A 26,069-nucleotide genomic window follows, 5' to 3' on the forward strand; every position below is an offset into this window, starting at 1 on the left:
GTGGTCCCGCGTGCGGACAGGGACCATGGGTGGTGATGAACACCGATCAGGACGGCCCCACCTTCGCCGAGCTAGGGCTCCGCCCTGAGCTCCTCCAGGCGCTCACCACCCTCGGCTACGAGGAGCCCACCCCCATCCAGCTCGAGGCCATCCCGCTGGTGATCGACGGGCGGGACCTGCTCGGCCAGGCGGCGACCGGCACCGGCAAGACCGCCGCCTTCTCGCTCCCGGTGCTGCAGCACCTCGAGGCGCACCGCAGCGGGCGGGCACCGGTCGCGCTCGTGCTGGTGCCGACCCGCGAGCTGGCGGTGCAGGTCTCCGAGGCGTTCCACCGCTACGGCAAGGACCTCGGCGCCCGCGTGCTGCCGGTGTACGGCGGCGCCCCGATCGTCCGGCAGCTCCGGTCGCTGGAGGCGGGGGTCGACGTCGTCGTCGCCACGCCCGGCCGGGCGCTGGACCTCCTGAACCGGGGGAGCCTGCGGCTCGACGAGGTGGCCACGGTCGTCCTCGACGAGGCCGACGAGATGCTCGACATGGGCTTCGCCGAGGACCTCGAGGCCATCCTCGACGCGACGCCCGAGCAGCGGCAGACGGTGCTCTTCTCCGCGACCATGCCGCGCCGCCTGGACGCGCTGGCCCGCCGCCACCTGCGCGACCCCGCCCGCATCACCATCGCGCGCGAGCAGGCCGCCGCCGGCTCGTCCCCGCGCGTGCGGCAGACCGCCTACGTCGTCCCACGGGCAGCCAAGCCGGCCGCCCTGGGCCGCATCCTCGACATCGAGGCGCCCACGGCCGCCATCGTCTTCTGCCGCACCCGGGAGGAGGTCGACACCCTCACCGAGACGCTCAACGGCCGCGGCTACCGCGCCGAGCCGCTGCACGGCGGGATGAGCCAGGAGCAGCGGGACAAGGTCATGGCCCGGCTCCGCTCGGGGACGGCGGACCTCCTGGTCGCCACCGACGTCGCCGCCCGCGGTCTGGACATCGAGCAGCTCACCCACGTCGTCAACTACGACGTCCCCTCGGCGCCGGAGTCCTACGTGCACCGCATCGGCCGGGTGGGCCGCGCCGGGCGCGAGGGGGTCGCCATCACCCTCGCCGAGCCGCGCGAGCACCGGCAGCTCAAGACCATCGAGAAGGTCGCCGGCGCGACGATCTCGGTGCAGACGGTGCCCACGGTGGCCGACCTGCGCGCCCGGCGGCTCGACCTGACCCGCGCGGCGCTGCGCGAGAGCCTGCTCGGTGACGAGCTGGACCGCTTCCGCGTCGTGGTCGAGACCCTGGCCGACGAGTTCGACCTCATGGAGGTGGCGCTGGCCGCGGTGAAGCTCGCGCACGAGGCGGCCGGGGGAGCCGACGACGACGAGGAGATCCCGCAGGTCGGCTTCCGCACCGACCGCGACGCCGGCCGCGGTCCTGCCGGTCCCCGTGGCGAGCGGCCGGCCCGCCGGACCCCGGGTGGGCCGACGGCGCGGTTGTTCGTCGGTCTGGGCCGCGAGGCGGGGATCCGCCCGGGCGACCTGGTCGGCGCGATCACCGGCGAGACCGGGCTGACCGGCCGCGACATCGGCGCGATCGAGATCCACCAGCGGTTCGCGTTGGTGGAGGTGCCCGAGCCCGCCGCGAACGAGGTCATCAGCTCGCTCAAGGCCACCATGATCAAGGGCCGCAAGGCGACCGTCCGCCGCGACAAGGCCTGAGCCGCAGGGGGGCCGGCACCGTCAGGTGCCGGCGGGGTCCGGCGGCACCGTCGGGGGCACGATGTTGGGCCCCGCCTCGGCCGGCCTGGGCCGGTCCTGGCGGTGCAGCCGGACGGCGACCAGCGCGACGTCGTCGTCCGGCCGGCCCTGGACCAGCCGCTCGATGAGCTCGTCGAGCAGCTCGTCCAGCGGCAGCCCGGAGAGCTCGGTGAGGGCGGTCCGCAGCCGGAGCAGGCCCTGGTCGAGATCGGCGTCGCGCCGTTCGACCAGGCCGTCGGTGTAGAGGAGCACGGTGGCACCGCGGTCGAGGGTGACCACCGACTCGTGCCGCGTCGTGGTCGGGTCCACGCCGAGCATGAGGTCGCCCACCCACGGGGCCAGCTCGGCGACGCTGCCGTCGGGGTTGATCACCAGCGGCGGCAGGTGCCCGGCGTTGGCCCAGCGCATCCGCGTGATCCCGCGCCCGACCTCCTCCGGGGTCTGCTCGAACCGGGCGACGGCGGCGGTGGCCAGCGTGCCCACGCGAAGGGTCGCCATCGACGCGTCCAGCCCGCGCAGCACCTCGACCGGCGGGGCGTCGCTGTAGGTGGCGATGCCGCGCAGCAGCGAGCGCAGCTGCCCCATCGCGGCCGCCGCCTCCGTGTCGTGGCCGACGACGTCGCCGATGACCAGCATCGTGGTGCCGCCAGGCTGCAGGAACGCGTCGTACCAGTCACCGCCGACGCGGGCCGCCTCGGCCGCCGGCAGGTAGCGGACGGCGATCTCCGCGTGGTCGGGTTCCGGCGGGTCGGTGAGCATGCTCCGCTGCAGCCCCTCGGCCAGCTGCTGCTGGGCGCTGAAGAGGCGGGCGTTGTCCAGGGCCAGGCCCGCCCGGTCGGCCACCTCCTGGGCGACCGTGACGTCGTCCGCGCTCGGGGCGTGACCGGGCGCGTAGAAGAGCGTCAGCAGGCCCACCGTCCGCCCGCGGGCGCGCAGCGGGAGGGCCACCTCCGTCTCGGGCGCGAGCAGGGCCAGCAGCTCCCGGGCCGGCCCCTCGGGCAGCACGGACAGGACGTCGTCGCCGCGGAAGGTCGCCGCCTCGCCGGTGTGCAGCGCGCGGGCCACCGGGGCGGTCATCGGCATCGCGTCGAGCCGGACCTCGCGGTAGCGCTCGAGGAGCGGGCGTGTGCTGGGATCGACGTGCCAACTACCGACGTCCCGCGGGGCCCCGTCGGCGCCGATGACGGTCATCACGCAGAAGTCGGCCAGCGCCGGGACGACGAGGCGGGGTAGCCGTGCGGTGGCGACGACGGTGTCCAGCGTGCCGGCCAGCTCGGCGCTGACCTGCGCCAGGATCGCCAGCTGGTAGGTCGAGCGCTCGGCCCGCTCCTGCGCCTTCCGGCGTTCGGTGACCTCCAGGAAGTAGACCGACAGCCCGTCGGGCGTCGGCCAGGCGCGCAGCTCGTACCAGCCGTCCAGCGGGGCGGGGTAGTACGCGTCGAAGGCCACCGGCTCGCCGGCGTCCACGGCCTTGCGGTAGCTCTCCTCGAAGACGCTCCCGATCGTGGCGGGGAAGACCTTCCAGAGGACCTTCCCCAGCAGCTCGTCGCGGCTCTGGCCGAGCAGCCGCTCCGCCTCGGCGTTCACGTGGGTGAACCGCCACTCCCGGTCCAGCGAGTAGAAGCCGGCGGGCATCGCCTCGAGCACGCGGGTGACCCGGGTCGAGGCCTCCCGCTCGCCGGTGGTGTCGTACGCCGCACCGATCAGGTGGTCGGTGCGCCCGTCGGGGCCGGGGAGATGGCGGCCGCGCGCGTGGATCCAGCGGGTCTCCCCGTCGGGCAGCACGATCCGGTACTCGACGTCGTACTCGCCCATGGTGTCGACGCTGGCCTGCAGCGCATCGGCGTGCCAGCGCTCGTCGTCGGGGTGCACCCGGGCGGTGAACGCGTCCAGCGACTGGTCGAACGTGGCCGGGTCGTAGCCGAACATCCGCTGCAGCTGCTCGTCCCACAGCAGCAGACCGGTGGCCGGCTCGAAGTCGAAGGTGCCGACCTCTCCGGCCTCCTTGGCCAGCTCCCAGCGCAGCCGCTCGGTCTCGTACTGGTGCTGCAGCGCGGTGAGTCGGCGGCGAAGGTCGGCGACCTGCCCGGCCGCATCGGGACGCGCCCCTGCCACCGAAGGATCGCCGTCCGCGGCGGTCGTCCGGTCGGGGGATGGATGCACGGAGAGCCCTTCTGCCCGGGTCCGCCCCGGGTCCGTCAGGCAAGGCCAGATTGTTCGAGCCGCACGCCGTCCGGAGAAGTTATGTCACGGCGGCGGCGCGGTGCAACCGACCCCTCCGGGTGTCGCCGTCAAACCGCAGGCACGACCAGCGTGAGGGCGGTGTCGCCGTCGTGTTCCACGTGCAACCCCGCCCGCCTCAGCAGTCGCCGCAGCCCCACGACGTCGTCCGGCTCCGCGGTGGTGGTGGCCAGCAGCCGGGCCAGCCGTCCCTTGTGGGCCTTGTTGAAGTGGCTGACGACCGCCCGCGTGCCGTCCGGCCGCTCGCTGAGCACCTGCACGGTGACCGCGCCGGGTACGGGCGCCAGCGCCGCGTACGAGCCGCTGCGGAGGTCGACGACCAGGCCGGGGAGCGCCGCGAGCACGGGGGAGAGCGCGGGTCGCCACACCGCCCGCAGCGTCGGCAGGCCGGGCAGCGCCGACCCGGCCGACAGACGGTAGGCGGGGATCCGGTCGGTCGCGGCGACCAGGCCGAACAGTGCGGACCCGACGGCGAGCCGCGCATCGGCCCGGGCCCGCCGGGCGCGGGTCAGCGAGCGCACGTCGAGCGCGTCGTAGAGCACACCGGTGTACCGCTCGATCGCCGGCAGGGTGGAAGCGGTCCAGAGGGCCGCGTTGCGGGCGATCTCGTCGTCCTGCTTCTCGGAGACGCCCAGCGCCGCGCGGGACGCCGGGACGTCGCCGGCGAGCTTCACCAGAGTCTCGACCAGCTCGGTGCGCACGCCGGTGAGCTCCGGAGCGGTCAGCGCGGCCAGGTCGAGCGGGTCGCGGTCCCCACCGGGGTGCTTGGTCTCCGACGGCGGCAGAAGGACGAGCACGGGAGGGAAGGCTACGTCCAGTAGAGGAGGTGGGCGCCGGGCAGCCGGGCGGCCACCGCGTCCTGGAACCAGCCGCGCAGCTCGGCCATCGTCTCCTTCGGGTAGACGTGCTTGACGGCGCCGAACTTGCCGCGCTTCGTCGTCCGCTGTCCCTCGTCCATCTCCAGCCGGCTGCGCGGGTACCACTCCGTCAGCGTCGCCTTGCTGCCCGGCGTGAAGCGATGGGTGATGCACTCCACGGTGAGGTCGGTGCCCGGCGGGAGGACGGCGGCGATGGCGTCCAGCAGGTCGCCGTACTCCTGCTGCCACCCGTCCACCGGCATGATGGGCGCGATGGTGACCCCGACCGGGTAGCCGGCGGCGGCCACCGCTCCGAGGGCGGCGAGGCGGCCGGGCACCGGGCTCGTGGCCGCCTCGAAGCGGCGGGCCACCGAGGCGGCGTTGACCGAGAAGCGCAGCCGGGTGCGGCCGCCGTGCGGCAGGTCGAGCAGCGAGGCGACGTCGTCGAACTTGGTGGTCGCCCGCAGCTGGACGGGGCCGGACCACTCGGCGGTGCCGAAGCGGGTGATCGCCCGCGCCAGCCCGCCGGTGAGGTGCTCCAGGGCGAGCGGGTCGGTGTAGCAGGAGGCCTCGAAGGTGGTGCCCTCGCCGCCGCGCTCGGCGGTGCCGGAGGTGACGGAGCCCCGGCCCACGTAGGCGTCGAGGCCGGTGAGGGCCTCGTCGAGGTCGGCATAGACCCGGGTGATCGGCGGCCCGGACAGCGAGCCGGCCAGGTAGCAGTACGAGCAATGCGCGGGGCAGCCTTGCGCCAGGTCGAACCGCCAGTCCGCCGACGGCGCGATGGGCTGCAGCCGGCGCAGCGACGCCGGGGGGACCACGAGCGCCATGGTGTTCTTCGCGAGCATGAACGCGGCACGGTCGCCGTCGCCCCGCAGGTTGGGCAGCCGGTCACCCTGCAGCAGCTCGACGTCCTCGACCCCGGCCTGCTCCAGCCGGCCCAGCACGTACTGCCCGTAGGGCCGCTCGGCGGCCGAGCGGGTGACCAGGACGCGCTTCGGTGTCCACAGGCGGGTGGGTGCGGGGGCGACGGCGGTGAGAGCGGCGGAGGGAGCGGCGACGGGAGGCATCACCTCGTACAACACCGGGCCGGCCCCGGGCGGTCCCGTCAGGGGGTGAGGTCGACCACCACGGGGGCGTGGTCGCTGGCACCCTTGCCCTTGCGCTCCTCGCGGTCGATGAACGCGCCGTCCACCCGGCCGGCGAAGGCGGGGGAGCCCAGCACGAAGTCGATCCGCATGCCCTCACGGCGCGGGAAGCGCAGCTGCGTGTAGTCCCAGTACGTGTAGACGCCGGGGCCCGGTGCCAGCGGCCGCACCACGTCGGCGAAGCCCGCGTCCACGACGCCCTGGAACGCGGCGCGCTCGGCCGGCGAGACGTGGGTGGAGTGCGTGAAGACCGACATGTCCCAGACGTCGTCGTCCTGGGGGGCGATGTTCCAGTCGCCGACCAGCGCGATGGGCGCCTCCGGCTCGGCGGCCAGCCAGCCACCGGCGGCGACCCGGAGGGCCTCCAGCCACTCGAGCTTGTACTGCAGGTGCGGATCGGCGAGCGTGCGGCCGTTGGGCACGTACAGGCTCCACACCCGGACGCCGCCGCACGTGGCGCCGAGGGCGCGCGCCTCCGGGGCCGGGTCCACACCCTCCTTCGACGACCACGACGGCATGCCCGGGAAGCCGGTCGTGACGTCGTCGAGCCCGACGCGGGACAGGATCGCGACGCCGTTCCACTGCGAGTGGCCCACGTGCGCGACCTCGTAGCCCAGGGGCGCGAAGACCATCTCCGGGAACTGGTCGTCCCGGCACTTGGTCTCCTGCAGCGCCAGCACGTCGACGCCGTGCCGCTCCAGGAAGGCGGCCACCCGGTCGGCCCGGGTGCGGATCGAGTTCACGTTCCAGGTCGCCAGCCGCATGGCTCCCGACCCTACGGAACGAGGACCCTCACACCTGGACGGGCGTCTCGCCCTTGGCCGCCATGCGGGCGCGCATTCGTTCGCGGCTCTCCACGAACTTCGTCGCCTGCGCGTCGAGGCCGGCCAGGAACTCCGCCAGCTGCTCCCGGGCCTGCTCGCCCTCCGGCCCGAGGTCGCTGCGGTCGAAGACCTTCCAGGTGCGCAGGATGGGCGCCACGACCTCGTCGTGGTGCAGCCGCAGGTCGTAGATGCCGGCCTTCGCGATGATCGTGGAGTTCTTGCGGAAGTTGGCCATGTTGGCCCCGGGCATCTCGAAGTGCATGACCTCGTGGGCCACGGCCTTCATCGTCTCGTCCGGATCGATGTCGAACGCCGCCGTCACCAGGTTCCGGTAGAAGATCATGTGCAGGTTCTCGTCGGTCGCGATGCGCGCCAACAGCTTGTCCGCGATCGGGTCGCCGGTGGCCCGGCCGGTGTTGCGGTGCGAGACCCGGGTCGCCAGCTCCTGGAAGGACACGTAGGCCACCGCCTCCAGGGGGCTCTTGTCCCCGGAGTCGTAGCCGGTGGTCATGTAGTCCATCCGCGCCCGCTCGAGCTCGACCGGGTCCACGCCGCGGGTGACGACGAGGTAGTCGCGCAGCGCGACGCCGTGCCGGCCCTCCTCGGCCGTCCAGCGGCCCACCCACTGGCCCCAGGCGCCGTCCCGGCCGAAGCGGGTCGCGATCTCCCGGTGGTAGCTGGGCAGGTTGTCCTCGGTGAGCAGGTTGACGAACATCGCGGCCTTGGCCGTCGCGTCCAGCCGCGACTGCTCGGGCGACCAGTCCTCGCCGCCCAGAAAGGCGAAGTTCCGCCCCTCGTCCCACGGCACGTAGTCGTGCGGGTGCCATTCCTTGGCCATCCGGATGTGCCGGTCCAGGTTCTGGGCCACCACCGGTTCCAGCTCGGTGAGGACGGCTGCCTGCGGGGACGTCTTCGCCATGGTGACCTCCAGGGTGGACTCGACCTACGCCGTCGTAACCTACGCGCCCGTAACCGCCGGGTCGCGTGCACGGTGAGTGCCCGTTCGGAGGCGTCCGCACGCACCCACCCTGGTCGTCGGCGTGTCGCCCGGACGGGGGTTCCCGGTGGGGGCGCCCCCGCAGCGCGACCCTGAACCGCCATCGGTGGGAGCATGGCGGGGTGACCTGGGCTCCGACCGCGCCGATCCGCCGGTGAGCGGCACGTCCGACGCGCCGGTCGAGCCGACTCCCGCGGCGCCCGGGTCCTCCTCCTCGCAGCGCTCGACCCGCCGGGCACCGCACCGCGCCGGGAGCTTCCGCAGTGCCCTCGGGTGGACGGTGCTCAACGCGCTCCTGCCCGGCACCGGCTTCCTGGCGACGGGGCGGCGCGTGCTCGGCGGCGTCGTCCTCGCGCTGTTCGTGGTCCTCGCGGCGACGGGCATCTGGCTGGCCACCGGCGGGCAGCGGTCAGCGCTCCGCGCGGCCGCGGACACCTCCTCGCTGCTGTGGATCGTCGTGGGCATCGGCGTCGGAACGGTGCTGTGGGCCGCGGTCGTGGTCGCCGGTCACCTGCTGCTGGTCCCCCGTGGCACCGGCCGCGGGCAACGCGCCGCGGGCGGCGTCGTGGTGGTGCTGCTGCTGGCGGCTGCCGTCCTCCCTGCTGCGTTGGCGGGCCGGTTCGCGCTCGAGGGGCGCGACCTCATCGCCGACGTCTTCCCCGACGACGGGCGTTCGGCGACGGTGGAGGACGACGACCCGGACCCGTTCGGCGACCAGGAGCGGGTCAACGTGCTGCTGCTCGGTGGGGACGGCGGCGAGGGACGCGAGGGCGTGCGCACCGACAGCGTCATCGTCGCGAGCATCGACACCGACACCGGTGACACGACGCTGTTCAGCCTGCCGCGCAACCTCGAGGACCTGCCCTTCCCCCCGAGCAGCCCGCTGGCCGAGCTCTACCCCGACGGCTTCGACGCCGGCAGCGAGAGCGAGAGCCTGCTCAACGCCGTCTACCGCAACGGCCCGGCCATGCACCCCGACGTCCTGGGGCCGACCGACAACCCCGGGGCCGACTTCCTCAAGCTCGGCGTGGGCGAGGCGCTCGGGCTGCGCCTGGACTACTACGTCCTCATCAACCTCGAGGGCTTCAGCCGGCTGGTCGACGCGCTCGGCGGCATCACGGTCAACGTCAACTACTGGGTGCCGATCGGCGGCGAGCCGACGCTGCGCATCCCGCCGGACGACTACATCGCCCCGGGGCCCGACCAGCGCCTGGACGGCTTCACTGCCCTGGAGTTCGCGCGCGGGCGCTACAACCTCACCGACTACGACCGCATGGACCGGCAGCGCTGCACGATCGACGCGATCGTCGACGCCGCCGACCCCATCACGATGCTGCGCAAGTACCAGGAGCTGGCCCGCACCACCCGGGACGTCGTCTTCACCGACATCCCGCGCTCGGCGCTGGACGACTTCGTCGACCTGGCGTTCCTGGTGAAGGACGCCGACATCCGCAGCGTCGTCTTCGACAACTCGGTGATCGACCCCGCTTACCCCGACTACGACCGGATCCGCGGCATCGTGTTCCTGGCGTTGAACCCGCCGGCGGAGACCGACGACACCGGGGACGAGGCCCCGGGCGGCACGGTTCCCGGGGACGACGCCGTCGCCGGAGGCCCGACGGACGCACCGGTGGGCGGCACGACCCCGCTGACGGACGAGGACCTGGCCGCGCTGGCCGCCCCGAGCGACGTGCGCGACGCCTGCGCCTACGACCGCGAGGCGGCCGCCCTCGCGCTCCTCGCGGGGAAGCCGCCGACAGCCGGCGACTGAGCCGCTCCCGCCGGACTCACATCGCGGCGATCTGGAGCAGGTTGCCGCAGGTGTCGTCGAGCACCGCGGTCGTGACCGGCCCCATCCGCGTGGGCGGCTGGGTGAAGCGGACGCCCAGGGCGGACAGCCGGTCGTACTCTGCCTGCACGTCGGTCACGCTGAAGGAGTTGTAGGGGATCCCGTCGGCGACGAGGCCCTGCTTGTAGGCCCGGGCCGCCGGGTGCTCGTCGGGCTCGAGGACCAGCTCGACGCCGTCGGGCTGCTCGGGGGAGACGACGGTCAGCCAGCGGTGCTCGCCCATCGGGACGTCGTTCTTCGCCGCGAAGCCCAGCACGTCGGTGTAGAACCGCAGCGCCTTCTCCTGGTCGTCGACGAACACGCTGGTCAGGGTGATGCGCACGGGTCCTCCTGGGGGTCGATGCGCCACCGGTCGGTGATGGCGCGCAGCGGTGCGGTGTCCAGGTCGTGGAACTTGTAGCGGCCCTCCCGCCGGGTCCGGACCAGGCCGGCGGCCTCGAGGACGTCGAGGTGCTGGGAGACGGCCTGCCGGCTGCTGGTCAGGCCGTGCCGCATGACCAGCCGGCTCACCAGCTCGAACAGCGTCTGGCCCGACCGCTCCTGCAGCTCGTCGAGGATCGCGCGCCTGGTCGGATCGGCGAGGGCCCGGAACACGTCGCCCACACCCGGAACCATAGGCAAGCAACTGCTTGCATGACAACCCCCGGGGCCCCGCTGGAAGCGGCGCGGGAGAATGACCGGCGTGCCCGCCGTCGACGTCCGCCCCGTGACCGTCGTCGACGACGGGCTCCGGGCCGAGCTGCTCGCCTGCTGGGTGGACGTCAGCAACGCCGGCGGCGCCGTCGGCTTCGTGCCGCCGGTGGTCGCCGGGGACGTCGCGCCGGTGCTGGAGCGCCTGCTGGAGGGCGTGACCTCCGGGCGGGACGTGCTGTGCGTGCTCACCGTGGACGGCGCGACGGCCGGCTTCGCGGCCCTGGTCGGGTCGTCGTCCCCGCTGCGCCGGCACTGGGGCACGGTCCTGCGGGTGCAGGTGCACCCGTCCCGCCAGGGCGCCGGGCTGGGCCGGGCCCTCATGGAGGGCGTACACCGCATCGCCGCGGACCGCGGCTGGGAGTTCGTCTACCTCACCGCCCGCGGGGGCACGGGGGTGGACGCGTTCTACCGCGGCCTGGGCTACACCGAGGTGGGGCGACTGCCCGGGGCGATCCGCGTCGCAGTCGGTGACGACCGGGACGAGATCCTGCTGGTCAAGAGGCTCTGATGCCCCGCACCTCGAGCCGGGCCCTGCTCTGGTAGACCGGGGGGCATGACCTCCGGCTCGCCCGACCGCTCCCCCCGGCGCTCGCCCGAACAGGACCGGGCGCGGCTGGTCGGCCTGTTCGTGCTCGGCGTCGCCGTCGTCCTGCTGCTGTCGTCGGTGACGTGGTTCAGCAGCGACCAGGCGGGCGTCGGGATCGCGCAGCTGCTCTGCGGTCTGGTGGTCGCGGGCGTCGGGGCCTTCCTCGTCCGCCGCGCGGACTCCCGCGGCTGAGTCTCAGCGCGCGCGGAGCCCCGCGCCGATCTCGACGGCGTGGTCGAGGAACTCCTGGACAACGCCGTCGTCGACCTGGCTCGCGTCGGTGAACTCGAGCGAGCGGACCTGGCGTCCGGTACCGGTCAGCCGTCCCGCTGGGTCGGGCAGCAGGACACCGCGCTCGAACACGAGCTGGACACGGTCGGCCATCGGGAAGATCGCGCACACGAAACCGGCCGCCGGGTCGCGGTAGTTGATCGAGTGCCAGCCGTCGCGGACCCGCTCGGTCAGGTCGGGCCGACCGTGCAGGACAGCCGCGCGCACGCGCCGCGCTGCCACCGCCACCTCAGGGGTGTGCTGGGCGAGCAGGGAGTCGACCTCGGCATCGTGCGGCACGGGCGCAGCATGCACCCGTCCACCGACGATCAGGGGTCCGAGCGCTCTCACCGTTGTGGTCAGACGTGACGGGGGCCACACTCGCCGCCGTGAAACTCGACAGGCAGGAACTGGTGCGCGTGCTGCGCACCGAGGGCGACAACGACACCGCCGACCGGGTCGAGGCGCAGCTGCCCGACCGGATCGACACGGAGCGGGACGCCGACGCGCTGGCCGGCGTCGGCCTCGACCGGACGCAGTTGATGGCCAAGCTGGCCGGCGGCGCGCTGGGCGGCACGATCGCCCCGTAGCGATCGCCGCCCGGCGGCTCAGCCGGTGAAGGGGCGCTCGCGCGCCAGCTCCTCCTTTGCCACCCCGCGGATGTGCACGGCGTCGGGGCCGTCGACGATCCGGAGGGTGCGGGCGCTGGCGTAGAAGCGCGCCAGGACGGTGTCGTCGCTGACGCCGGCCCCGCCGTGCACCTGGATGGCCCGGTCGATGACGGCGAGGGCCACCTTGGGCGCGGCCACCTTGATGGCCGAAATCTCGGTGCGGGCGCCCTTGGCCCCGTACCTGTCGATCAGGTCGGCGGTCTTGAGCACGTAGAGGCGCGCCTGGTCGATCTCGATGCGGGACAGCGCGATGGCCTCGCGGACGGTGCCCTGTTCGGCCAGCGGGCGGCCGAACGCCACCCGGCTCTTGCTCCGCTCGACCATCAGCGCCAGTGCCCGCTCGGCCATGCCGATGGCCCGCATGCAGTGGTGGATCCGGCCGGGGCCCAGCCGGGCCTGGGCGATCATGAAGCCGTCGCCCTCGCCGGAGAGGATGTTGCCCACCGGCACGCGGACGTCGGTGAACCGCAGCTCCGAGTGGCCGTGCTGGTCCTGGTACCCGAACACCGGCAGGTGGCGGACGATCTCCAGCCCGGGGGTGTCCCGGGGGACGAGAACCATCGACTGCTGGCGGTGCGGCGGGCCGTCCGGATCGGTCTTGCCCATGACGATGAAGATCTGGCAGCGCTCGTCGGCGGCGCCGGAGGTCCACCACTTGCGGCCGTTGATCACGTACTCGTCGCCGTCGCGCACGATCGAGGTCTGGATGTTGCGGGCGTCCGAGGACGCGACGTCGGGCTCGGTCATGGCGAAGCCCGACCGGATCTCGCCCTCGAGCAACGGGGCCAGCCAGCGCTGCTTGTGCTCCTCGGTGCCGAAGAGCATGAGCGTCTCCATGTTGCCCGTGTCGGGCGCGCCCACGTTCATGGCCTCGGGGGCGATGACCGGCGACCAGCCGGTGATCTCGGCGACCGAGGCGTACTCGAGGTTGGTCAGCCCGCCGACCTCGTGGTGGAAGAGGTTCCACAGGCCGCGCCTGCGGGCCTCGGCCTTGAGGTCCTCCAGGACCGGCGGATGCCCGTGGTCGCCGTGGCCGCGCTCGGCGCGCCACCGGTCGTACACGGGCTCGGCGGGGAAGACGTGCTCGCGCATGAAGTCCCAGGCGCGCGCGCAGACGTCCTCGGCCTTGGCGGAGAGGGCGAAGTCCATGCCCGGCACGGTAGACGCGGAAATGGCTCACGTCGCACCGGGCGTGACCCCGCAGATGCGAGCGGGCCGGGCCCCGGCGTCCTCGAGGGACGCCCGGACCCGGCCCGGTCTTGCGGGTTCGATCAGACGGTGCGGCGGGTGTCCACGTGGTCGCGGACCGGGCCCAGCGCGATGACCAGACCGACGATCGCGGTGAGGATGTGCAGCACGTTGTCGGCGGCGTTCAGGTTGAGGAAGTCCCAGTCCTTGCCGACGGCGATGAGGCCGTAGACGAACGCGGCGCCGTAGCCGACGGCCAGCAGCCAGCCGTAGGTACGGGCGCCCGCGAGCGTGCGGGACAGGGCCAGACCGGCGGCGCCGATCAGGATGTGCACGACGTTGTGCATCGGGTTGATCATGAAGCCGAGCAAGTTCTCGTCGGCGTGGTGCACGCCCGGGGCGGCCTCGTTGCCGAAGAAGTTGTCGAACCCGGTGATGAAGAAGCCGATGATGCCGATCAGCAGGTAGATGGCGCCGAAGGCCAGGCCGAGCAGCTCCGGCCAGGTCTTCCCGGCGCGTCCGGTCCCACTGCGGTCCGCGGATGCGGCCATTTGGTCCTCCTGAGAGTCGGTGCCGCCCGAGGGCGGCGGGAACCCTCCGGTACCCCGTCCCGACCTGCGGTAACGCAGGTCACCCGGTCGTGTGGCCGGATCGTGACCCGGCCCGGCTCACTCCCCGGTGCGGGACGTCGGTTTCGCACGGCGGACGACGAACGGGCCGATCGCCAGCAGGTCGACCGGAGCGGAGCCGAAGCACTCCAGCGCGTCCCGCGGGTCGTCCACCATCGGCCGGCCCGCGGTGTTGAGGCTGGTGTTGACGACGACCGGGATCCCGGTGCGCCGCTCGAAGGCCGAGATCATCCGGTGCACCAGGGGCTGCCTGTCGGGATCGATCGTCTGGATCCGCGCCGTCCCGTCGACGTGGGTGACCGTCGGGATGCGGTCGCGCCACTCCTCGGCGACGTCGTGCACGAAGAGCATGTACGGGGAGGGGATGGGGCCCCGGCTGAAGATCTCCGGGGCCTTCTCCAGCAGCACCATGGGCGCCACGGGACGGAACTGCTCGCGGCCCTTCACGTTGTTCATCCGCTCGAGGTTGGCCTCGTGGCCCGGGTGGGCGAGCAGCGAGCGGTGCCCCAGCGCGCGCGGGCCGTACTCGCTGCGGCCCTGGAACCAGGCGACGATGCCGTTGTCGGCGAGCACCTCCGCGACCGCCTCGGCGACGTCGTCGGGGCGCTCGTAGTCGATGGCGGCCGTCTGCAGCACCTGCTCGATCTCGTCGTCGCTCCAGCCGCGCCCGAGGGCCGCGCCCGGCATCGGCTGGGTGTCCTCGCCGAGCTCGCGGGCGACGTGGAGGGCGGCGCCCAGGGCGGTGCCGGCGTCGCCGGCGGCGGGCTGCACCCAGACCTGCTCGAACGGGCTCTCGGCCAGGATGCGGGTGTTGGCCACGCAGTTGAGCGCGGTGCCGCCGGCCAGGGTGAGCGTCTTCTCGCCGGTCTGCGCGTGCACCCAGCGGGCGAGGTCGACCAGCACCTCCTCCAGGCGCGTCTGGATGCTCGCGGCGAGGTCGGCGTGCGCCTCGGTCCACTGGTCGCCCTTGCCCAGCCGGGGGGCGAACTCGGTGAAGTCGATCTTCTCGGTGCGGAAGCCGCCGTCGTCCGTGGCGCGGATGAGCTCGGACAGCGCGCCGGTGAAGCGCGGCTTGCCGTAGGAGGCCATCGCCATGACCTTGAACTCGTCGGAGCTGCGCAGGAAGCCGAGGTGGTCGGTGAGCTCCTCGTACATGAGGCCGAGGGAGTGCGGGAGCGCCTGGCCGGCCAGGATCTCCAGCTGCCCGTCGACGTAGCGCCCGGCCAGGTGGCTGTGCGCCTCGCCGCGGCCGTCGAGCACGAGGACGGCGTTGTCGCGCCGGCCCGCGTGGTCCGGCGCGGCGAGCCCGGCCGACGCCGCGTGCGCGACGTGGTGCTTCACGAACCGGACCTTGGCCGGGTCGAGCCCCGGCAGCGCGTGCGCGAGGAAGTCCGGCGCCATCTCGGCGTACTTCTTCCGCATGGTGTCGCCGTCGTCGAACAGGCCGGTGTCCTCGGGCGTCGTCATCAGCCCGGGGTCGAAGGAGTAGGCGACCGCGTCGAGCTCCTCGGGACGGATGCCGGCCTCCGCGAGGCACCAGGCAGCGGACAGCTCGGGCAGCTCCCACGCGCTCCACGGCAGGGGGCGCTTGCCGTGCTTGCGCCGGCTGAACCGCTCCTCCTCCGCGGCGGCCACGACCTTCCCGTCGACGATCAGGGCCGCCGCCGGGTCGTGGTAGATCGCGTTGATGCCGAGGACCTTCACGTGCGCACTCCTTCTCCTGGGTCGCGGCCCGTCTGCTCCAGGCGCCGACCCGCCGTCGTGCTGATGATCAAGGCCGCGGACGACGTCCGCAGCTCGAAACGGCTCAGCCGCGGATCCGCAGCAGGTCGTTGGCGACGACGGCGGCCAGCGCGAGGGTCTTGTAGCCGACCTCGTCGAACAGCACGGTGATCCGGTCGTCCTCGACGCGCATGACCACGCCGTTGCCCCACTCGCTGTGCTCGACGGGTGTCTCCGCGGGGAACGGGACGTCGTAGTCGTCGGCCCCGGGGTGCTCGAGGGCGGCCCCGCTGGAGCAGTTGTCGCAGTTGCCGCACGGCTCGTCCAGCTGCTCCCCGAAATAGCCGAGCAGGAACTGGCGACGGCACTCGGTGGTCTCGGCGTAGCCCCGCATCATCTCGACGCGGCTCTGGTCGACCTTCTCCCGCTGCTCGGCCAGTTCGCGGGCGGCCGCAGCCGCCTCGCCGGGACTGGGTGCGCCCTCCGCGGGGTGCGCGGCGCCGTCCTCGTCGACGACGACGGCCTCGACCTGCTCGAGGAGGTTGAGGTCGCGGACCAGCGGGCTGGCGGCGCGGCCGGTCTCCTCGCGCAGGGTCTTGACGTCCACCCCGTCCTCGAGGCCGGCGGCGGGCGCGGCGGCCACCAGCCCGGCCACCTGCTGCAGCTCCTCCTCGGCCGGGGTGCCGGCGGCGAAGAAGCGGCGCAGCCCCAGGTCCTCCTGCCGGTAGACGAGCACTGCCAGCGCCGGTTCGCCGTCGCGGCCGGCCCGCCCGATCTCCTGGTAGTAGCTGTCCACCGAGTCGGCGGGCTCGGCGTGGATGACGAAGCGGGTACCCGGCTTGTCGATGCCCATGCCGAAGGCGGTGGTGGCGACGACGACGTCGAGCTCGTCGTCCATCCACGCCCGCTGGGTGTCCTCGCGGTCGCTCTTGCTGAGGCCCGCGTGGTAGTGACCGGCCCGCAGCCCGCGCCCCCGCAGCTCCGCGGCGATGCTCTCGGTGCCCTTGCGGGTGGCGCTGTAGACGATGCCCGGGCCGCGCCCCTCGCCGATCTCCGCCAGCACCCGGTCGAGCACTCCGAGCTCCTTGCCGCGGGCGTCGGCGTGGTGGTCGACCTCGAGGCGAATCTCGGGGCGGTCGAAGCCGGCGACCACGATGGCCGGGTCGGTCATGCCGAGCTGCTCGACGATCTCCGCGCGGACCGGCGGGGCGGCCGTGGCCGTGAGGGCCAGCACCGTGGGGGAGCCCAGCTGCTCGATCGCGTTGCCCAGCCGCAGGTAGTCGGGGCGGAAATCGTGTCCCCAGGCCGAGACGCAGTGCGCCTCGTCGACGACGAACAGCGCCGGGCGCGCGGCGGCCAGGGCGTCGACGACGTCGGGCTTGGCCAGCTGCTCGGGGGCGAGGAAGAGGAAGCGGACCGTTCCGTCACCCATGCCCTCGAGGGCCTCGCGCTGGTCGCCGGCGGAGAGCGTTGAGTTCAGCTGGGCGGCGCGCCCGGCCTCCTCCTCGAGCTCGGTGAGCCGCAGCACCTGGTCGCGCTGCAGGGCGATCAGCGGCGAGACCACCACGACGGGGCCGTCGAGCAGCTGCCCGGCGACCTGGTAGATGGCCGTCTTGCCGGCGCCGGAGGGCAGCACCGCGAGGGTGTCCCGGCCGCCGACCACCGCCTGCATGGCTTCTTCCTGCCCGGGGCGGAAGGTCTCGTAGCCGAGGACCTCGCGGGCGATCCGGCGGATGCGGCGGGTGCGGACGGACGCGGTCGCGCCTGCCGGGTTCTCGTCGGTGGGGTCGTCGTCGGGGAGGGTTTCGGCAGAGGCGCGCGGCACCGGCTTCCTCTCCCCTGGGCGAGAGATCGACAAACCGCGCCGGGCCTCACCCGGAACCGGTACGGCGAATTCACCGTTCCTGACCGGCGCGGATCAGGTCAGCGGCGAGCGGCGCGGGCCGACGTCGGCGCGTTCGGCAGCGGTCTGGCCGGCGTGCCAGCCGCCGGCGTCCACCGAGGCGCGGCTGCGGCTGGTCCGGAGCTTCGGGAACAGCTCGGCGACCGCGGCGTCGACGGCCTCCCGCCTCGACCGGAGCACCGGCCGCAGGTCCACCGCGCGCTCGGCCGCAGCCTCGGCGGTGGCGCGCCGGCGCGCGTCCTGCAACCGCTCGCCGATGCGGTGCGCGTAGCCGAGCAGGAACGCGCGGCGGAACGTCCGCGGCGACGCGTACCGCCCCGCGTGCTGCTCGGCGGCCGCCAGCCCCTGCGCGACCTGGAGCAGCAGCGAGGTGAACAGCAGCTCGACCGCGTCGAGGTCGGCCCGCCCGCCGACGACCGTGGCGATGCCCAGCCCCTGGTAGAAGACCAGCCGCACGTCGTTGGCCTCCGCGACCACCCCCAGGAGCTGCACCTTCGCCCGCACGTAGGGGTCCGCGACGTGTACCCGCCGGGTCTCGACGTCACCGGGGGACAGGTCGCCATGCAGGACCGCCGCATCGACCGCGTGCCGCGTCATCAGCTCCTGGGCCTTGGCGGTCAGTGCCTCGGCCTCCTCGGCGAACTCGGTGGACTCGGCCTTGGCCAGCAGTCCGCGGATGACCCGCAGCGCCCGGTCGTCGCCACCGGTGACCGGCCCGTCGGCACGCCGCCGGGCGGCGCCCCAGCGCGACGGCGGCGGCACGAGCAGCTCGATCCGTGCGGTGCTGCGCAACGTCCCGAGCAGCTGCAGCGCGATGCGCCACGACTCGGCCGGCGAGCGGCGCTCCGTCCGTTGCCAGGCGGCCACCACTGCGCCGTCCTCCGTCGGCGCCCCGCCGAGCGCGCCGAGCTCGCGCAGCTGGTCGACCCAGGTGTCCGGCGCCCGCTCGACGGCCGATGTCCGGCGGGTGTGCTCGGCGATCAGCGCGAGGGCGAGCGGCACCGACCCGGCGGTCGCCTTCCGGCGGGCCACGTGCGCAACGTCGGCCGGCTGCCAGCCGCGCTCCCACGTCCCGTCCAGCGCATCGAGCAGGGTCTGCGTGACCAGGCCGTCGGCGTCGAGGTCGACGCCGTGCGCCACCAGCGCGGTGGCTGTCTCTGCCGCGACCTCGGCGTCGGTGAGCAGGGCGGCCCGGTGCTGGAGGAGGTCCCGGAGCCAGGCGTCGTCGATCACGTCGGGCATGCTGCCCCCTCCTGCCGACGTCACCGGAGCCCGGCTGTGGACGGCGGGGCGTCGTCCACAGGCGGGGCTAGGGTCGGCCCGTGGCCGCCCCGTACCGCATCGCCGAGGCGGCGGCGCTGCTCGGCGTCAGCGACGACACGGTGCGCCGCTGGATCGACAGCGGGCGCCTGCCGGCCTCCCGCGACGGCGGCGGACCGGCCGTGGTCGACGGCGCCGACCTCGCCCGCGTCGCCACCGAGCTGCACGAGCCGCCGGCGCCGGGCACCACCCGCTCGTCCTCGGCGCGCAACCGGCTGACCGGCATCGTCACCCGGGTCGTGCGCGACACCGTGATGGCGCAGGTGGAGATCCAGGCCGGCCCTTTCCGCGTCGTCTCCCTCATGTCGCGGGAGGCCGCGGACGAGCTCGGGCTCGAGGTGGGCGTACGGGCCGTCGCGACGGTCAAGGCCACGCAGGTCAGCGTCGACGTCCCCTGATCCCGTGACGGATCCGTGTCTGCGGATCGGTGGAGCGGCTAGGGTTCCGCCCGTGCGGACGACGCGACTTGTGGTCGGTGCCGTGCTCGCGGTCAGCATGCTGGCCGGCTGCGGGTCCTCGGGCGACGACGTCGCCGGGGACGGCGGGGAGCTCGGCGGCACGCTCACCGTGTTCGCGGCCGCCTCGCTCACCGACGTCTTCACCGAGCTCGGGGACCGTCTGATGGGAGAGAACCCCTCGCTCGAGGTGAGGTTCACCTTCGCCGGCAGCTCGGCGCTGGCCACGCAGATCGTCCAGGGTGCGCCCGCGGACCTGTTCGCCTCGGCCAACTCCCAGCAGATGGCCGTGGTCACCGATGCCGGGCTCGAGGCCGCCGATCCCGAGGTGTTCACCGGGAACGTGCTGGAGATCGCCGTGCCGGCCGACAACCCCGGGGGCGTGACCGGCCTCGCGGACTTCGCCGACTCCGACCTCGTCCTCGCGGTCTGCGCGGCCGCCGTCCCGTGCGGCGCCGCGGCGGACCAGGTCTTCGAGGCAGCGGGCGTCACCCCGGTGCCCGACACCGAGGAGGAGGACGTCCGGGCCGCGCTCACCAAGGTGCAGCTCGGCGAGGTGGACGCCGCCCTGGTCTACGCGTCCGACGTGCGCAGCGCCGGCTCCGACGTCGAGGGCATCCCCTTTCCGGAGGCGGAGGAGGCGGTCAACGACTACCTGCTCTGCGTCCTCGAGGATGCGCCGAACCTCGCGGCGGCGCGGGCCTTCGCCGAGCTGGTCCTCTCCGACGAGGGGCAGCGGGCGCTGGTCGACGCAGGCTTCCGGCCGGCCTCGTGAGGCGCCCGGGCACCGCGCGGGTCCCCGTGCCGCTGGCCGTCCCGGCCGCGCTGGCCGTCGCCTTCCTCGTCCTGCCGCTGGTCGGGCTGCTGGTGCGTGCGCCGTGGTCGTCGCTGGGAGAGCAGCTCACCGCGCCGGGGGTCGGTCAGGCGCTGCGCCTCAGCCTGCTCTCGGCCACCGCCGCCACCGCCGTCTCCCTGGTGCTCGGCGTCCCGCTGGCCTGGGTGCTGGCGCGGTCCCGCATCCGCGGTCGCACCGTGCTGCGGGCGCTGGTCACCGTCCCGCTCGTGCTCCCGCCCGTCGTCGGCGGCGTCGCGCTGTTCCTCGTGCTCGGCCGGCAGGGCATCGTGGGCTCCTGGCTGGACGACGCCTTCGGCATCACCATCCCGTTCACGACGGCCGCCGTCGTCATCGCCCAGACCTTCGTCGCCATGCCGTTCCTCGTGGTCAGCGTCGAGGGCGCGCTGCGGGCCGCCGACGCCCGGTTCGAGGACGTCGCCGCGACGCTGGGCGCCGACCGGTGGACGACCTTCCGCCGAGTCACGCTGCCGATGGTGGCGCCGGGGGTCGCCGCCGGGGCGGTGCTCTGCTGGGCCCGGGCGCTGGGCGAGTTCGGGGCCACGATCACCTTCGCCGGCAATTTCCCGGGGACGACGCAGACGATGCCGACGGCCGTGTACCTGGCGCTGCAGAGCGAGCCCGAGGCCGCCGTCGTCCTCTCGCTGGTGCTGCTGGCGGTCTCGCTCGCCACGCTCCTGCTGCTGCGCGACCGCTGGCTGGGCCGGGCCACGCCGTGAGCCTCTCCGCGCAGGTGGCGGTGCAGCGCGGATCGCTGGCCCTCGACGTCGACGTCGACGTGGCCGACGGCGAGGTGCTCGCCGTCCTCGGGCCCAACGGCGCCGGGAAGTCGACCCTGCTGCGCGTGCTGGCCGGGCTGCTGCGGGCCGACGCGGGCCGGGTGACCGTCGACGGCGAGGTCTGGGACGGCGGGAACGCGTTCCTGCCACCGCACCGCCGCCGGCTGGGCATGGTGTTCCAGGACGCCCTGCTGTTCCCCCACCTCACCGTCGCGGACAACGTCGCCTTCGGGCTGCGCACCCGCGGCGAGCGGCGGACGGCGGCGCGCGCAGCCGCCGACGGCTGGCTGACCCGGGTCGGGCTGGACGGGCTGGGCGGACGGCGCCCGGCCGAGCTCTCCGGCGGTCAGGCGCAGCGCGCGGCGCTGGCCCGGGCGCTGGTGGGCGAGCCCGCGCTGCTGCTGCTCGACGAGCCCCTGTCGGCGCTGGACGCGCGCACCCGCCTCACCGTCCGGGCCGAGCTGCGCCGGCACCTGGCCGACTTCGGGGGCAGCGCGGTGCTGGTCACGCACGACCCGGTGGACGCGATGGCGCTGGCCGACAGCGTCGTCGTCGTCGAGGAGGGGCGCGTCGTGCAGGCCGGGACACCCACGGAGGTTGGGCGGCGCCCCCGCACCGACTACGTGGCCCGGCTGGTCGGTCTCTCCCTGCTCCCGGGCACCGGCGCGGGCCGGACGGTGCGGCTGGACGGCGGGGGAGAGGTGGCGGTCGCCGAGGAGGTCTCCGGGCCGGTGTTCGCGGCGGTGCGCCCGGAGTCGGTCGCGCTGTACCTGGCCCGCCCCGAGGGCAGCCCGCGCAACGTCTGGCCCTCGCGGCTGGCCGGCGCGGTGCCGCACGGGACGACCGTGCGCTGCGAGCTGATCGGCGCGGTGCCACTGGTCGCCGACGTGACCGCGACCGCCTTCGCCGAGCTGGGCCTGGCGCCCGGGGCGGAGGTGTGGGCGGCGGTGAAGGCCTCCGAGGTCGCCGTCTACGCCCGCTGACCCAGGGCCACGATGGCCATCCTGGCCCTGGGAGGGTGGGGGGATGACCTGCGCCGCCGTCGTCCTCGCCGCCGGGGGCGGCCGTCGCTACGGGATGCCCAAGGCGCTGGTCGAGTACGAGGGCAGCCTGCTGGTCGAGCGGGCGGTGCGGACGGCGCGGGCGGCGTGCGACGTCGTGCTGGTGGTCCTGGGCGCGCAGGCGGTGGACGTGTGGCGCACCGCCGACCTCACCGGAGCGACCGTGCTGGCCAACGAGGACTGGGAGACCGGCATGGCCTCCTCGCTGCGGACCGGGCTCGACGGCCTGCGTGGCTTCCCCGGAACCGTGGACGCGGCCCTGGTCACGCTCGTCGACATGCCGGGCATGACGCCCGCCGCGCTGACCGCCGTCGCCGCCCACGCCGCGCCGGACGCGCTCGCCGTGGCCACCTACGACGGCGTCCGCAGCCATCCGGTGCTGCTGGGCCGCGACCACTGGGCCGGGGTGGCCGGGAGCGCCGTCGGCGACGAGGGGGCCCGTCGCTACCTGGCGGAGCACTCCGCGACCGGGACGGTCGTCGAGGTCGACTGCACGGGCCTGGCCGATCCGGCCGATCTGGACGTGCCGCCGCCCGGGGTACCTTCGGCGCCGTGACCCCAGGGCACCGGATGGCCAGAGTCGTCGACGAGCCGCTGTCCGTCGCCGAGCACGAGGACGCCGTGGCGGACAAGGCCGCCGGCGCCGTCGTCAGCTTCGCCGGTGTCGTCCGCGACCACGACGGCGGCCGCTCGGTCACCGAGCTCGAGTACGTCGGCCATCCCACCGCGGAGCAGGTGCTGGCCGAGCTGGCCGAGGAGTTCGGCGCGCGCGAGGACGTGCACGCCGTCGCCGTCAGCCACCGGATCGGCCTGCTGGGCATCGGGGACGTCGCGCTGGCGTGCGCGGTCAGCTCGTCCCACCGGGGCGCGGCGTTCGCCGCCTGCGCCGACCTCGTCGACGAGGTGAAGAAGCGGCTGCCGATCTGGAAGCGGCAGGTCTTCACCGACGGCGAGGAGGAGTGGGTCGCCTGCCCGTGACCGGTGGGATGCTCAGGACGTGACCCACCTCACGTCGGAGCACGTCGCGCCCGAGCCGGCGGCCGACCTCTCCGGCCCGGACGCGCTCGCGGCGGCGCTCGAGGGCACCGGCTACCTGCCCGACGAGGGGCTGGCCACCGCCGCGTACCTGGCCCTGGCGATGCACCGTCCGCTGTTCCTGGAGGGCGAGGCCGGCGTCGGCAAGACCGCCTTGGCGCACGCGCTCGCCGAGGTCACCGGCCGGCCGATCTACCGGCTGCAGTGCTACGAGGGCCTGGAGGCCAGCCAGGCCCTCTACGACTGGGACTTCGGGCGCCAGCTGCTGCACCTGCGCGCCGCCGAGGCCGCGCACGCCGCCGACGACCCCGGCGCGCTGGAGGCCTCCCTCTACGACCGGCGCTTCCTGCTCGCCCGCCCGCTGCTGCAAGCGCTCGAGGACTCGCCCTCGGTGCTGCTGATCGACGAGATCGACCGGGCCGACGACGAGTTCGAGGCGTTCCTGCTCGAGGTCCTCTCCGACTTCACCATCTCCATCCCGGAGCTCGGGACGGTGCGCGCGACGACGCCGCCCCTGGTGGTCCTCACCTCCAACCGCACCCGCGAGGTGCACGACGCCCTCAAGCGGCGCTGCCTGTACCACTGGCTGGAGCACCCCGGCTTCGACCGCGAGGTGGCGATCCTGCGCCGGCGGCTGCCCGAGGTGACCGAACGGCTGGCCCGCGAGGTGGCCCGGGCGACGGCCCGCCTGCGCACCCTGGACCTGCTCAAGCCCCCGGGGATCGCCGAGGCGATGGACTGGGCGGCCGCGCTGCACACCCTGGGCGCCCGCGAGCTGGACCCCGACACCGCCGCCCGCACGCTCGGCGCGGTGCTCAAGTACCGCGAGGACACCGAGCGGGTGCGGCAGCAGGTGGAGGCGGTGCTCGCCGATGGCTGAAGAAGGACCCCGTCCCCCTCACCCCTCGCAGGCTCGGGCCGAGCCTCTGGACGGGGCCGTTCCAGCACCTCACGATGTGGTGGACACCATGCTGGGGTTCGCCCGCACCCTGCGGGCGGCCGGGGTGGCGGCGTCCCCCGACCGCGTCGAGGCGATGCTCGCCGCGGTGGGCGCGCTCGACGTGCTCGACGCGGGCGACGTCTACTGGGCCGGCCGGCTCACCCTCTGCTCCTCCCCCGACGACCTGGACCGCTACGACGCCGCCTTCTCCGCCTGGTTCGGCGGCCAGCGACCCCGCGCCCCGCGCAGCGCACCGCCTGCGCGCCGGGTGGTCTCCGCCATGGCCCCGCTCGACGCCGGCTCCGGCGACGGAGCGGAGCCCGGCGCCCAGGAGCTCGCCGTCCGGGCCAGCGCCGCGGAGGTGCTGCGGCACCGCGACGTGGCGGAGCTCGGCCCGGCGGAGCTGGAGCACCTGCGCCGGCTGTTCGCCGTGCTGCGGCCGGCCGCGCCGATGCGTCCCTCGCGGCGCCGGCGGCCGAGCCCGGCCGGCCCCGTCCACCCCGGGCGCACCGTGCGCCGCGCCCTGCGCGACGGCGGGGAGGTGACCCGGCTGCTGCACCGGCGCGCCGCCCCGCGTGCCCGCCGCGTCGTCCTCCTGGTCGACGTGTCCGGCTCGATGAGCCCCTACGCCGACGCGCTGCTGCGCTTCGCCCACGTGGCGGTGCGCTCCCGACCGACGTCGACCGAGGTGTTCACCGTGGGCACCCGGCTGACCCGGGTCACCCGCGAGCTGCGGCTGCGCGACCCCGAGCGGGCGCTGGCCGCCGGCGGCTCCGCGATCCCGGACTGGTCGGGCGGCACGCGGCTCGGCGAGGTGCTCAAGGCATTCCTGGACCGCTGGGGCCAGCGCGGCACGGCCCGTGGCGCCGTCGTCGTCGTGTGCAGCGACGGCTGGGAGCGGGGCGGCACCGAGGTGCTCGCGGAGCAGATGGCGCGGCTGCGGCGGCTGGCGCACGCCGTGGTGTGGGTGAATCCGCACAAGGGCCGGCCCGGCTACGAACCGCTGGCCGCGGGCATGCGGGCGGCGCTGCCCTCGGTCGACCACTTCGTCGCCGGGCACAGCATGGCCGCGTTCGAGGAGCTGACAGGGGTGATCCAGCGTGCGTGATGTTCTCGATGAACTGGTGGGCTGGTGGCAGGCGGGGGAGACCGTCGGCATGGGGACGGTGGTGGCCACCTGGCGCTCCGCTCCCCGGCCGGCCGGCGCCGCCATGCTCGTCGGCCCGGACGGCACGGCGGTCGGCAGCGTCTCCGGCGGCTGCGTCGAGGGCGCGGTCTACGAGGAGGCCCAGGACGCCGTCGGCACCGGCGAGCCGGCGCTGCGGCGCTACGGGGTCAGCGACGACGACGCGTTCGCCGTCGGGCTGACCTGCGGCGGGATCCTCGACGTCTTCGTCGAGACGGTCTCGCGGGAGTCGTTCCCCGAGCTGGGCGAGGTCAAGCAGTCGGTCGACCGGCACGAACCGGTCGCCGTCGTCACCTGCGTCGCCGGCCCCGACGACCGGCTCGGCCGGCGCCTGGTGGTCTGGCCGGACCGCGCCTCGGGCACCCTCGGCACGCAGCGCCTGGACGACGCCGTCGCCGCGGACGCCCGCGGCATGCTCGCCGCCGGCCGCACCGGGATGCTGCACGTCGGCCACGACGGCGAGCGGCGCGGCGACGAGCTGGAGCTCTTCGTCAACGCCTTCGCTCCGCGGGCGCGGATGGTGGTCTTCGGCGCGATCGACTTCGCCGCGGCCGTCGCGCGGGTCGGGTCCTTCCTCGGCTACCGGGTCACGGTGTGCGACGCGCGCCCGGTGTTCGCCACGCCGCGGCGCTTCCCCGAGGCCGACGAGGTGGTCGTGGAGTGGCCGCACCGGTACCTGCAGGCCGAGGTGGACGCCGGGCGGATCGACGAGCGCACCGTGCTGTGCGTGCTCACCCACGACCCGAAGTTCGACGTCCCGCTGCTGGAGGTCGCGCTGCGGCTGCCGGTGGCCTACGTCGGCGCGATGGGTTCCCGGCGCACGCACGAGGAACGCATGGCGCGGCTCGCCGAGGCAGGCCTGACCGGGCCGGAGCTCGCCCGGTTGTCCTCGCCGATCGGGCTGGACCTGGGCGCCCGCACGCCGGAGGAGACCGCCGTGTCCATCGCCGCGGAGATCATCGCCGGACGCTGGGGCGGCTCGGGGGAGCGGCTGGCGGGCACCGAGGGGCCGATCCACCGCACCGCCGAACGCTGACCCGCGACCGCCGCGCAGGTAAGTGTGGCCTAAGTCACTTTTCTTGCGTAAGACTCCGCTGCAGGTGACCGAGCCCAGGTGGCCAGAGCG

At 74.3% G+C, this 26,069-nt stretch carries 27 protein-coding genes; 14 read left to right on the plus strand and 13 right to left on the minus strand.

Translation table 11 applies throughout. The features are described from left to right. Positions 1-35: 35 nt before the first annotated feature. Positions 36-1,700, plus strand: coding sequence for a DEAD/DEAH box helicase (locus BLS70_RS13080; protein WP_091769280.1), 1,665 nt, complete (start codon positions 36-38; stop codon positions 1,698-1,700). Positions 1,701-1,721: 21 nt separating this feature from the next. Here BLS70_RS13080 and BLS70_RS13085 read toward each other — a convergent pair whose 3' ends face one another. The 5 genes from BLS70_RS13085 to BLS70_RS13105 form a co-directional block, all read right to left on the minus strand. Then, positions 1,722-3,854 (minus strand): SpoIIE family protein phosphatase, encoded by a 2,133-nt coding sequence (locus BLS70_RS13085; protein WP_255362454.1) that lies wholly within the window; start codon positions 3,852-3,854, stop codon positions 1,722-1,724. Between the two features lie 176 nt (positions 3,855-4,030). Next, positions 4,031-4,777, minus strand: a complete 747-nt coding sequence (yaaA, locus tag BLS70_RS13090) for a peroxide stress protein YaaA (protein ID WP_091768578.1) — start codon at positions 4,775-4,777, stop codon at positions 4,031-4,033. An 11-nt stretch (positions 4,778-4,788) separates the two neighbouring features. Beyond that, positions 4,789-5,904 (minus strand): SPL family radical SAM protein, encoded by a 1,116-nt coding sequence (locus BLS70_RS13095; protein WP_091769284.1) that lies wholly within the window; start codon positions 5,902-5,904, stop codon positions 4,789-4,791. Positions 5,905-5,942: 38 nt separating this feature from the next. Continuing rightward, entirely contained in the window at positions 5,943-6,746 is an 804-nt protein-coding gene (locus tag BLS70_RS13100; RefSeq protein WP_091768581.1) for an exodeoxyribonuclease III, read from the minus strand. Between the two features lie 28 nt (positions 6,747-6,774). Continuing rightward, positions 6,775-7,725 (minus strand): acyl-ACP desaturase, encoded by a 951-nt coding sequence (locus BLS70_RS13105; protein ID WP_091768584.1) that lies wholly within the window; start codon positions 7,723-7,725, stop codon positions 6,775-6,777. A 232-nt stretch (positions 7,726-7,957) separates the two neighbouring features. On the opposite strand from BLS70_RS13105, the gene BLS70_RS13110 reads away from it, so the two are divergent. Beyond that, positions 7,958-9,574, plus strand: a complete 1,617-nt coding sequence (locus BLS70_RS13110) for an LCP family protein (RefSeq protein WP_091768587.1) — start codon at positions 7,958-7,960, stop codon at positions 9,572-9,574. A gap of 16 nt (positions 9,575-9,590) precedes the next feature. On the opposite strand, the gene BLS70_RS13115 is transcribed toward BLS70_RS13110, so the two are convergent. Then, entirely contained in the window at positions 9,591-9,974 is a 384-nt protein-coding gene (locus BLS70_RS13115; RefSeq protein WP_091768590.1) for a VOC family protein, read from the minus strand. Further along, positions 9,959-10,255: an ArsR/SmtB family transcription factor gene (locus tag BLS70_RS13120; protein WP_218122408.1), complete on the minus strand. Its 297-nt coding sequence runs from the start codon at positions 10,253-10,255 to the stop codon at positions 9,959-9,961. Before BLS70_RS13120 ends, BLS70_RS13115 begins: the two co-directional genes overlap by 16 nt. A 70-nt stretch (positions 10,256-10,325) precedes the next feature. On the opposite strand from BLS70_RS13120, the gene BLS70_RS13125 reads away from it, so the two are divergent. Together BLS70_RS13125 and BLS70_RS13130 are read left to right on the plus strand one after the other, a co-directional pair. Beyond that, entirely contained in the window at positions 10,326-10,853 is a 528-nt protein-coding gene (locus BLS70_RS13125; protein ID WP_176946404.1) for a GNAT family N-acetyltransferase, read from the plus strand. A gap of 45 nt (positions 10,854-10,898) precedes the next feature. Beyond that, positions 10,899-11,123: a hypothetical protein gene (locus tag BLS70_RS13130; RefSeq protein WP_091768597.1), complete on the plus strand. Its 225-nt coding sequence runs from the start codon at positions 10,899-10,901 to the stop codon at positions 11,121-11,123. A 3-nt stretch (positions 11,124-11,126) separates the two neighbouring features. On the opposite strand, the gene BLS70_RS13135 is transcribed toward BLS70_RS13130, so the two are convergent. Beyond that, entirely contained in the window at positions 11,127-11,501 is a 375-nt protein-coding gene (locus BLS70_RS13135; protein WP_176946405.1) for a DUF1801 domain-containing protein, read from the minus strand. A gap of 89 nt (positions 11,502-11,590) precedes the next feature. Between BLS70_RS13135 and BLS70_RS13140 the strand changes: the two genes are divergently transcribed. Continuing rightward, positions 11,591-11,791 (plus strand): hypothetical protein, encoded by a 201-nt coding sequence (locus BLS70_RS13140; RefSeq protein WP_091768603.1) that lies wholly within the window; start codon positions 11,591-11,593, stop codon positions 11,789-11,791. Positions 11,792-11,809: 18 nt separating this feature from the next. Here the strand turns inward: BLS70_RS13140 and BLS70_RS13145 are convergent, their stop codons facing one another. The 5 genes from BLS70_RS13145 to BLS70_RS13165 all read right to left on the minus strand — a co-directional run bounded on the left by BLS70_RS13145 (position 11,810) and on the right by BLS70_RS13165 (position 18,556). Further along, entirely contained in the window at positions 11,810-13,021 is a 1,212-nt protein-coding gene (locus tag BLS70_RS13145) for an acyl-CoA dehydrogenase family protein (RefSeq protein ID WP_091768606.1), read from the minus strand. A gap of 122 nt (positions 13,022-13,143) precedes the next feature. After that, entirely contained in the window at positions 13,144-13,611 is a 468-nt protein-coding gene (locus tag BLS70_RS13150; protein WP_091768609.1) for a DUF4383 domain-containing protein, read from the minus strand. 117 nt (positions 13,612-13,728) lie between these two features. Continuing rightward, positions 13,729-15,393, minus strand: coding sequence for a carbamoyltransferase family protein (locus tag BLS70_RS13155; RefSeq protein ID WP_091768612.1), 1,665 nt, complete (start codon positions 15,391-15,393; stop codon positions 13,729-13,731). 103 nt (positions 15,394-15,496) lie between these two features. Further along, positions 15,497-17,236, minus strand: a complete 1,740-nt coding sequence (locus tag BLS70_RS13160) for a RecQ family ATP-dependent DNA helicase (protein WP_091768615.1) — start codon at positions 17,234-17,236, stop codon at positions 15,497-15,499. Positions 17,237-17,329: 93 nt separating this feature from the next. After that, positions 17,330-18,556 carry a DUF2786 domain-containing protein gene (locus tag BLS70_RS13165; protein ID WP_091768618.1) on the minus strand — a complete coding sequence of 409 codons (1,227 nt, stop codon included), beginning with the start codon at positions 18,554-18,556 and terminating at the stop codon, positions 17,330-17,332. 80 nt (positions 18,557-18,636) lie between these two features. Here BLS70_RS13165 and BLS70_RS13170 point away from each other — a divergent pair, with 80 nt between their 5' ends. From BLS70_RS13170 to BLS70_RS13210, 9 genes are all read left to right on the plus strand, one after another. Further along, positions 18,637-19,032 carry a TOBE domain-containing protein gene (locus BLS70_RS13170; RefSeq protein WP_091768621.1) on the plus strand — a complete coding sequence of 132 codons (396 nt, stop codon included), beginning with the start codon at positions 18,637-18,639 and terminating at the stop codon, positions 19,030-19,032. Between the two features lie 52 nt (positions 19,033-19,084). Next, a complete protein-coding gene (gene modA / locus BLS70_RS13175) occupies positions 19,085-19,864 on the plus strand; it encodes a molybdate ABC transporter substrate-binding protein (RefSeq protein WP_255362456.1) in 780 nt (259 codons plus the stop codon). Next, positions 19,861-20,661: an ABC transporter permease gene (locus BLS70_RS13180; protein WP_176946406.1), complete on the plus strand. Its 801-nt coding sequence runs from the start codon at positions 19,861-19,863 to the stop codon at positions 20,659-20,661. The genes modA and BLS70_RS13180 overlap by 4 nt, the downstream gene beginning before the upstream one ends. Continuing rightward, complete coding sequence (locus BLS70_RS13185) at positions 20,658-21,704, plus strand: ABC transporter ATP-binding protein (protein ID WP_091768624.1); 1,047 nt, start codon at positions 20,658-20,660, stop codon at positions 21,702-21,704. The genes BLS70_RS13180 and BLS70_RS13185 overlap by 4 nt, the downstream gene beginning before the upstream one ends. A gap of 43 nt (positions 21,705-21,747) precedes the next feature. Next, entirely contained in the window at positions 21,748-22,338 is a 591-nt protein-coding gene (locus BLS70_RS13190; RefSeq protein WP_091768626.1) for a nucleotidyltransferase family protein, read from the plus strand. Beyond that, complete coding sequence (locus tag BLS70_RS13195) at positions 22,335-22,760, plus strand: molybdenum cofactor biosynthesis protein MoaE (protein ID WP_218122409.1); 426 nt, start codon at positions 22,335-22,337, stop codon at positions 22,758-22,760. The genes BLS70_RS13190 and BLS70_RS13195 overlap by 4 nt, the downstream gene beginning before the upstream one ends. 19 nt (positions 22,761-22,779) lie before the next feature. Then, positions 22,780-23,697: an AAA family ATPase gene (locus tag BLS70_RS13200; RefSeq protein ID WP_091768630.1), complete on the plus strand. Its 918-nt coding sequence runs from the start codon at positions 22,780-22,782 to the stop codon at positions 23,695-23,697. A gap of 88 nt (positions 23,698-23,785) precedes the next feature. Continuing rightward, positions 23,786-24,865 carry a vWA domain-containing protein gene (locus BLS70_RS13205; RefSeq protein ID WP_218122425.1) on the plus strand — a complete coding sequence of 360 codons (1,080 nt, stop codon included), beginning with the start codon at positions 23,786-23,788 and terminating at the stop codon, positions 24,863-24,865. After that, positions 24,858-25,979, plus strand: coding sequence for an XdhC family protein (locus tag BLS70_RS13210; protein WP_091768635.1), 1,122 nt, complete (start codon positions 24,858-24,860; stop codon positions 25,977-25,979). The genes BLS70_RS13205 and BLS70_RS13210 overlap by 8 nt, the downstream gene beginning before the upstream one ends. Positions 25,980-26,069: the final 90 nt, after the last annotated feature.

This window comes from Blastococcus aurantiacus (assembly GCF_900102425.1).
GTDB classification, from domain to species: Bacteria; Actinomycetota; Actinomycetes; order Mycobacteriales; family Geodermatophilaceae; genus Blastococcus; species Blastococcus aurantiacus.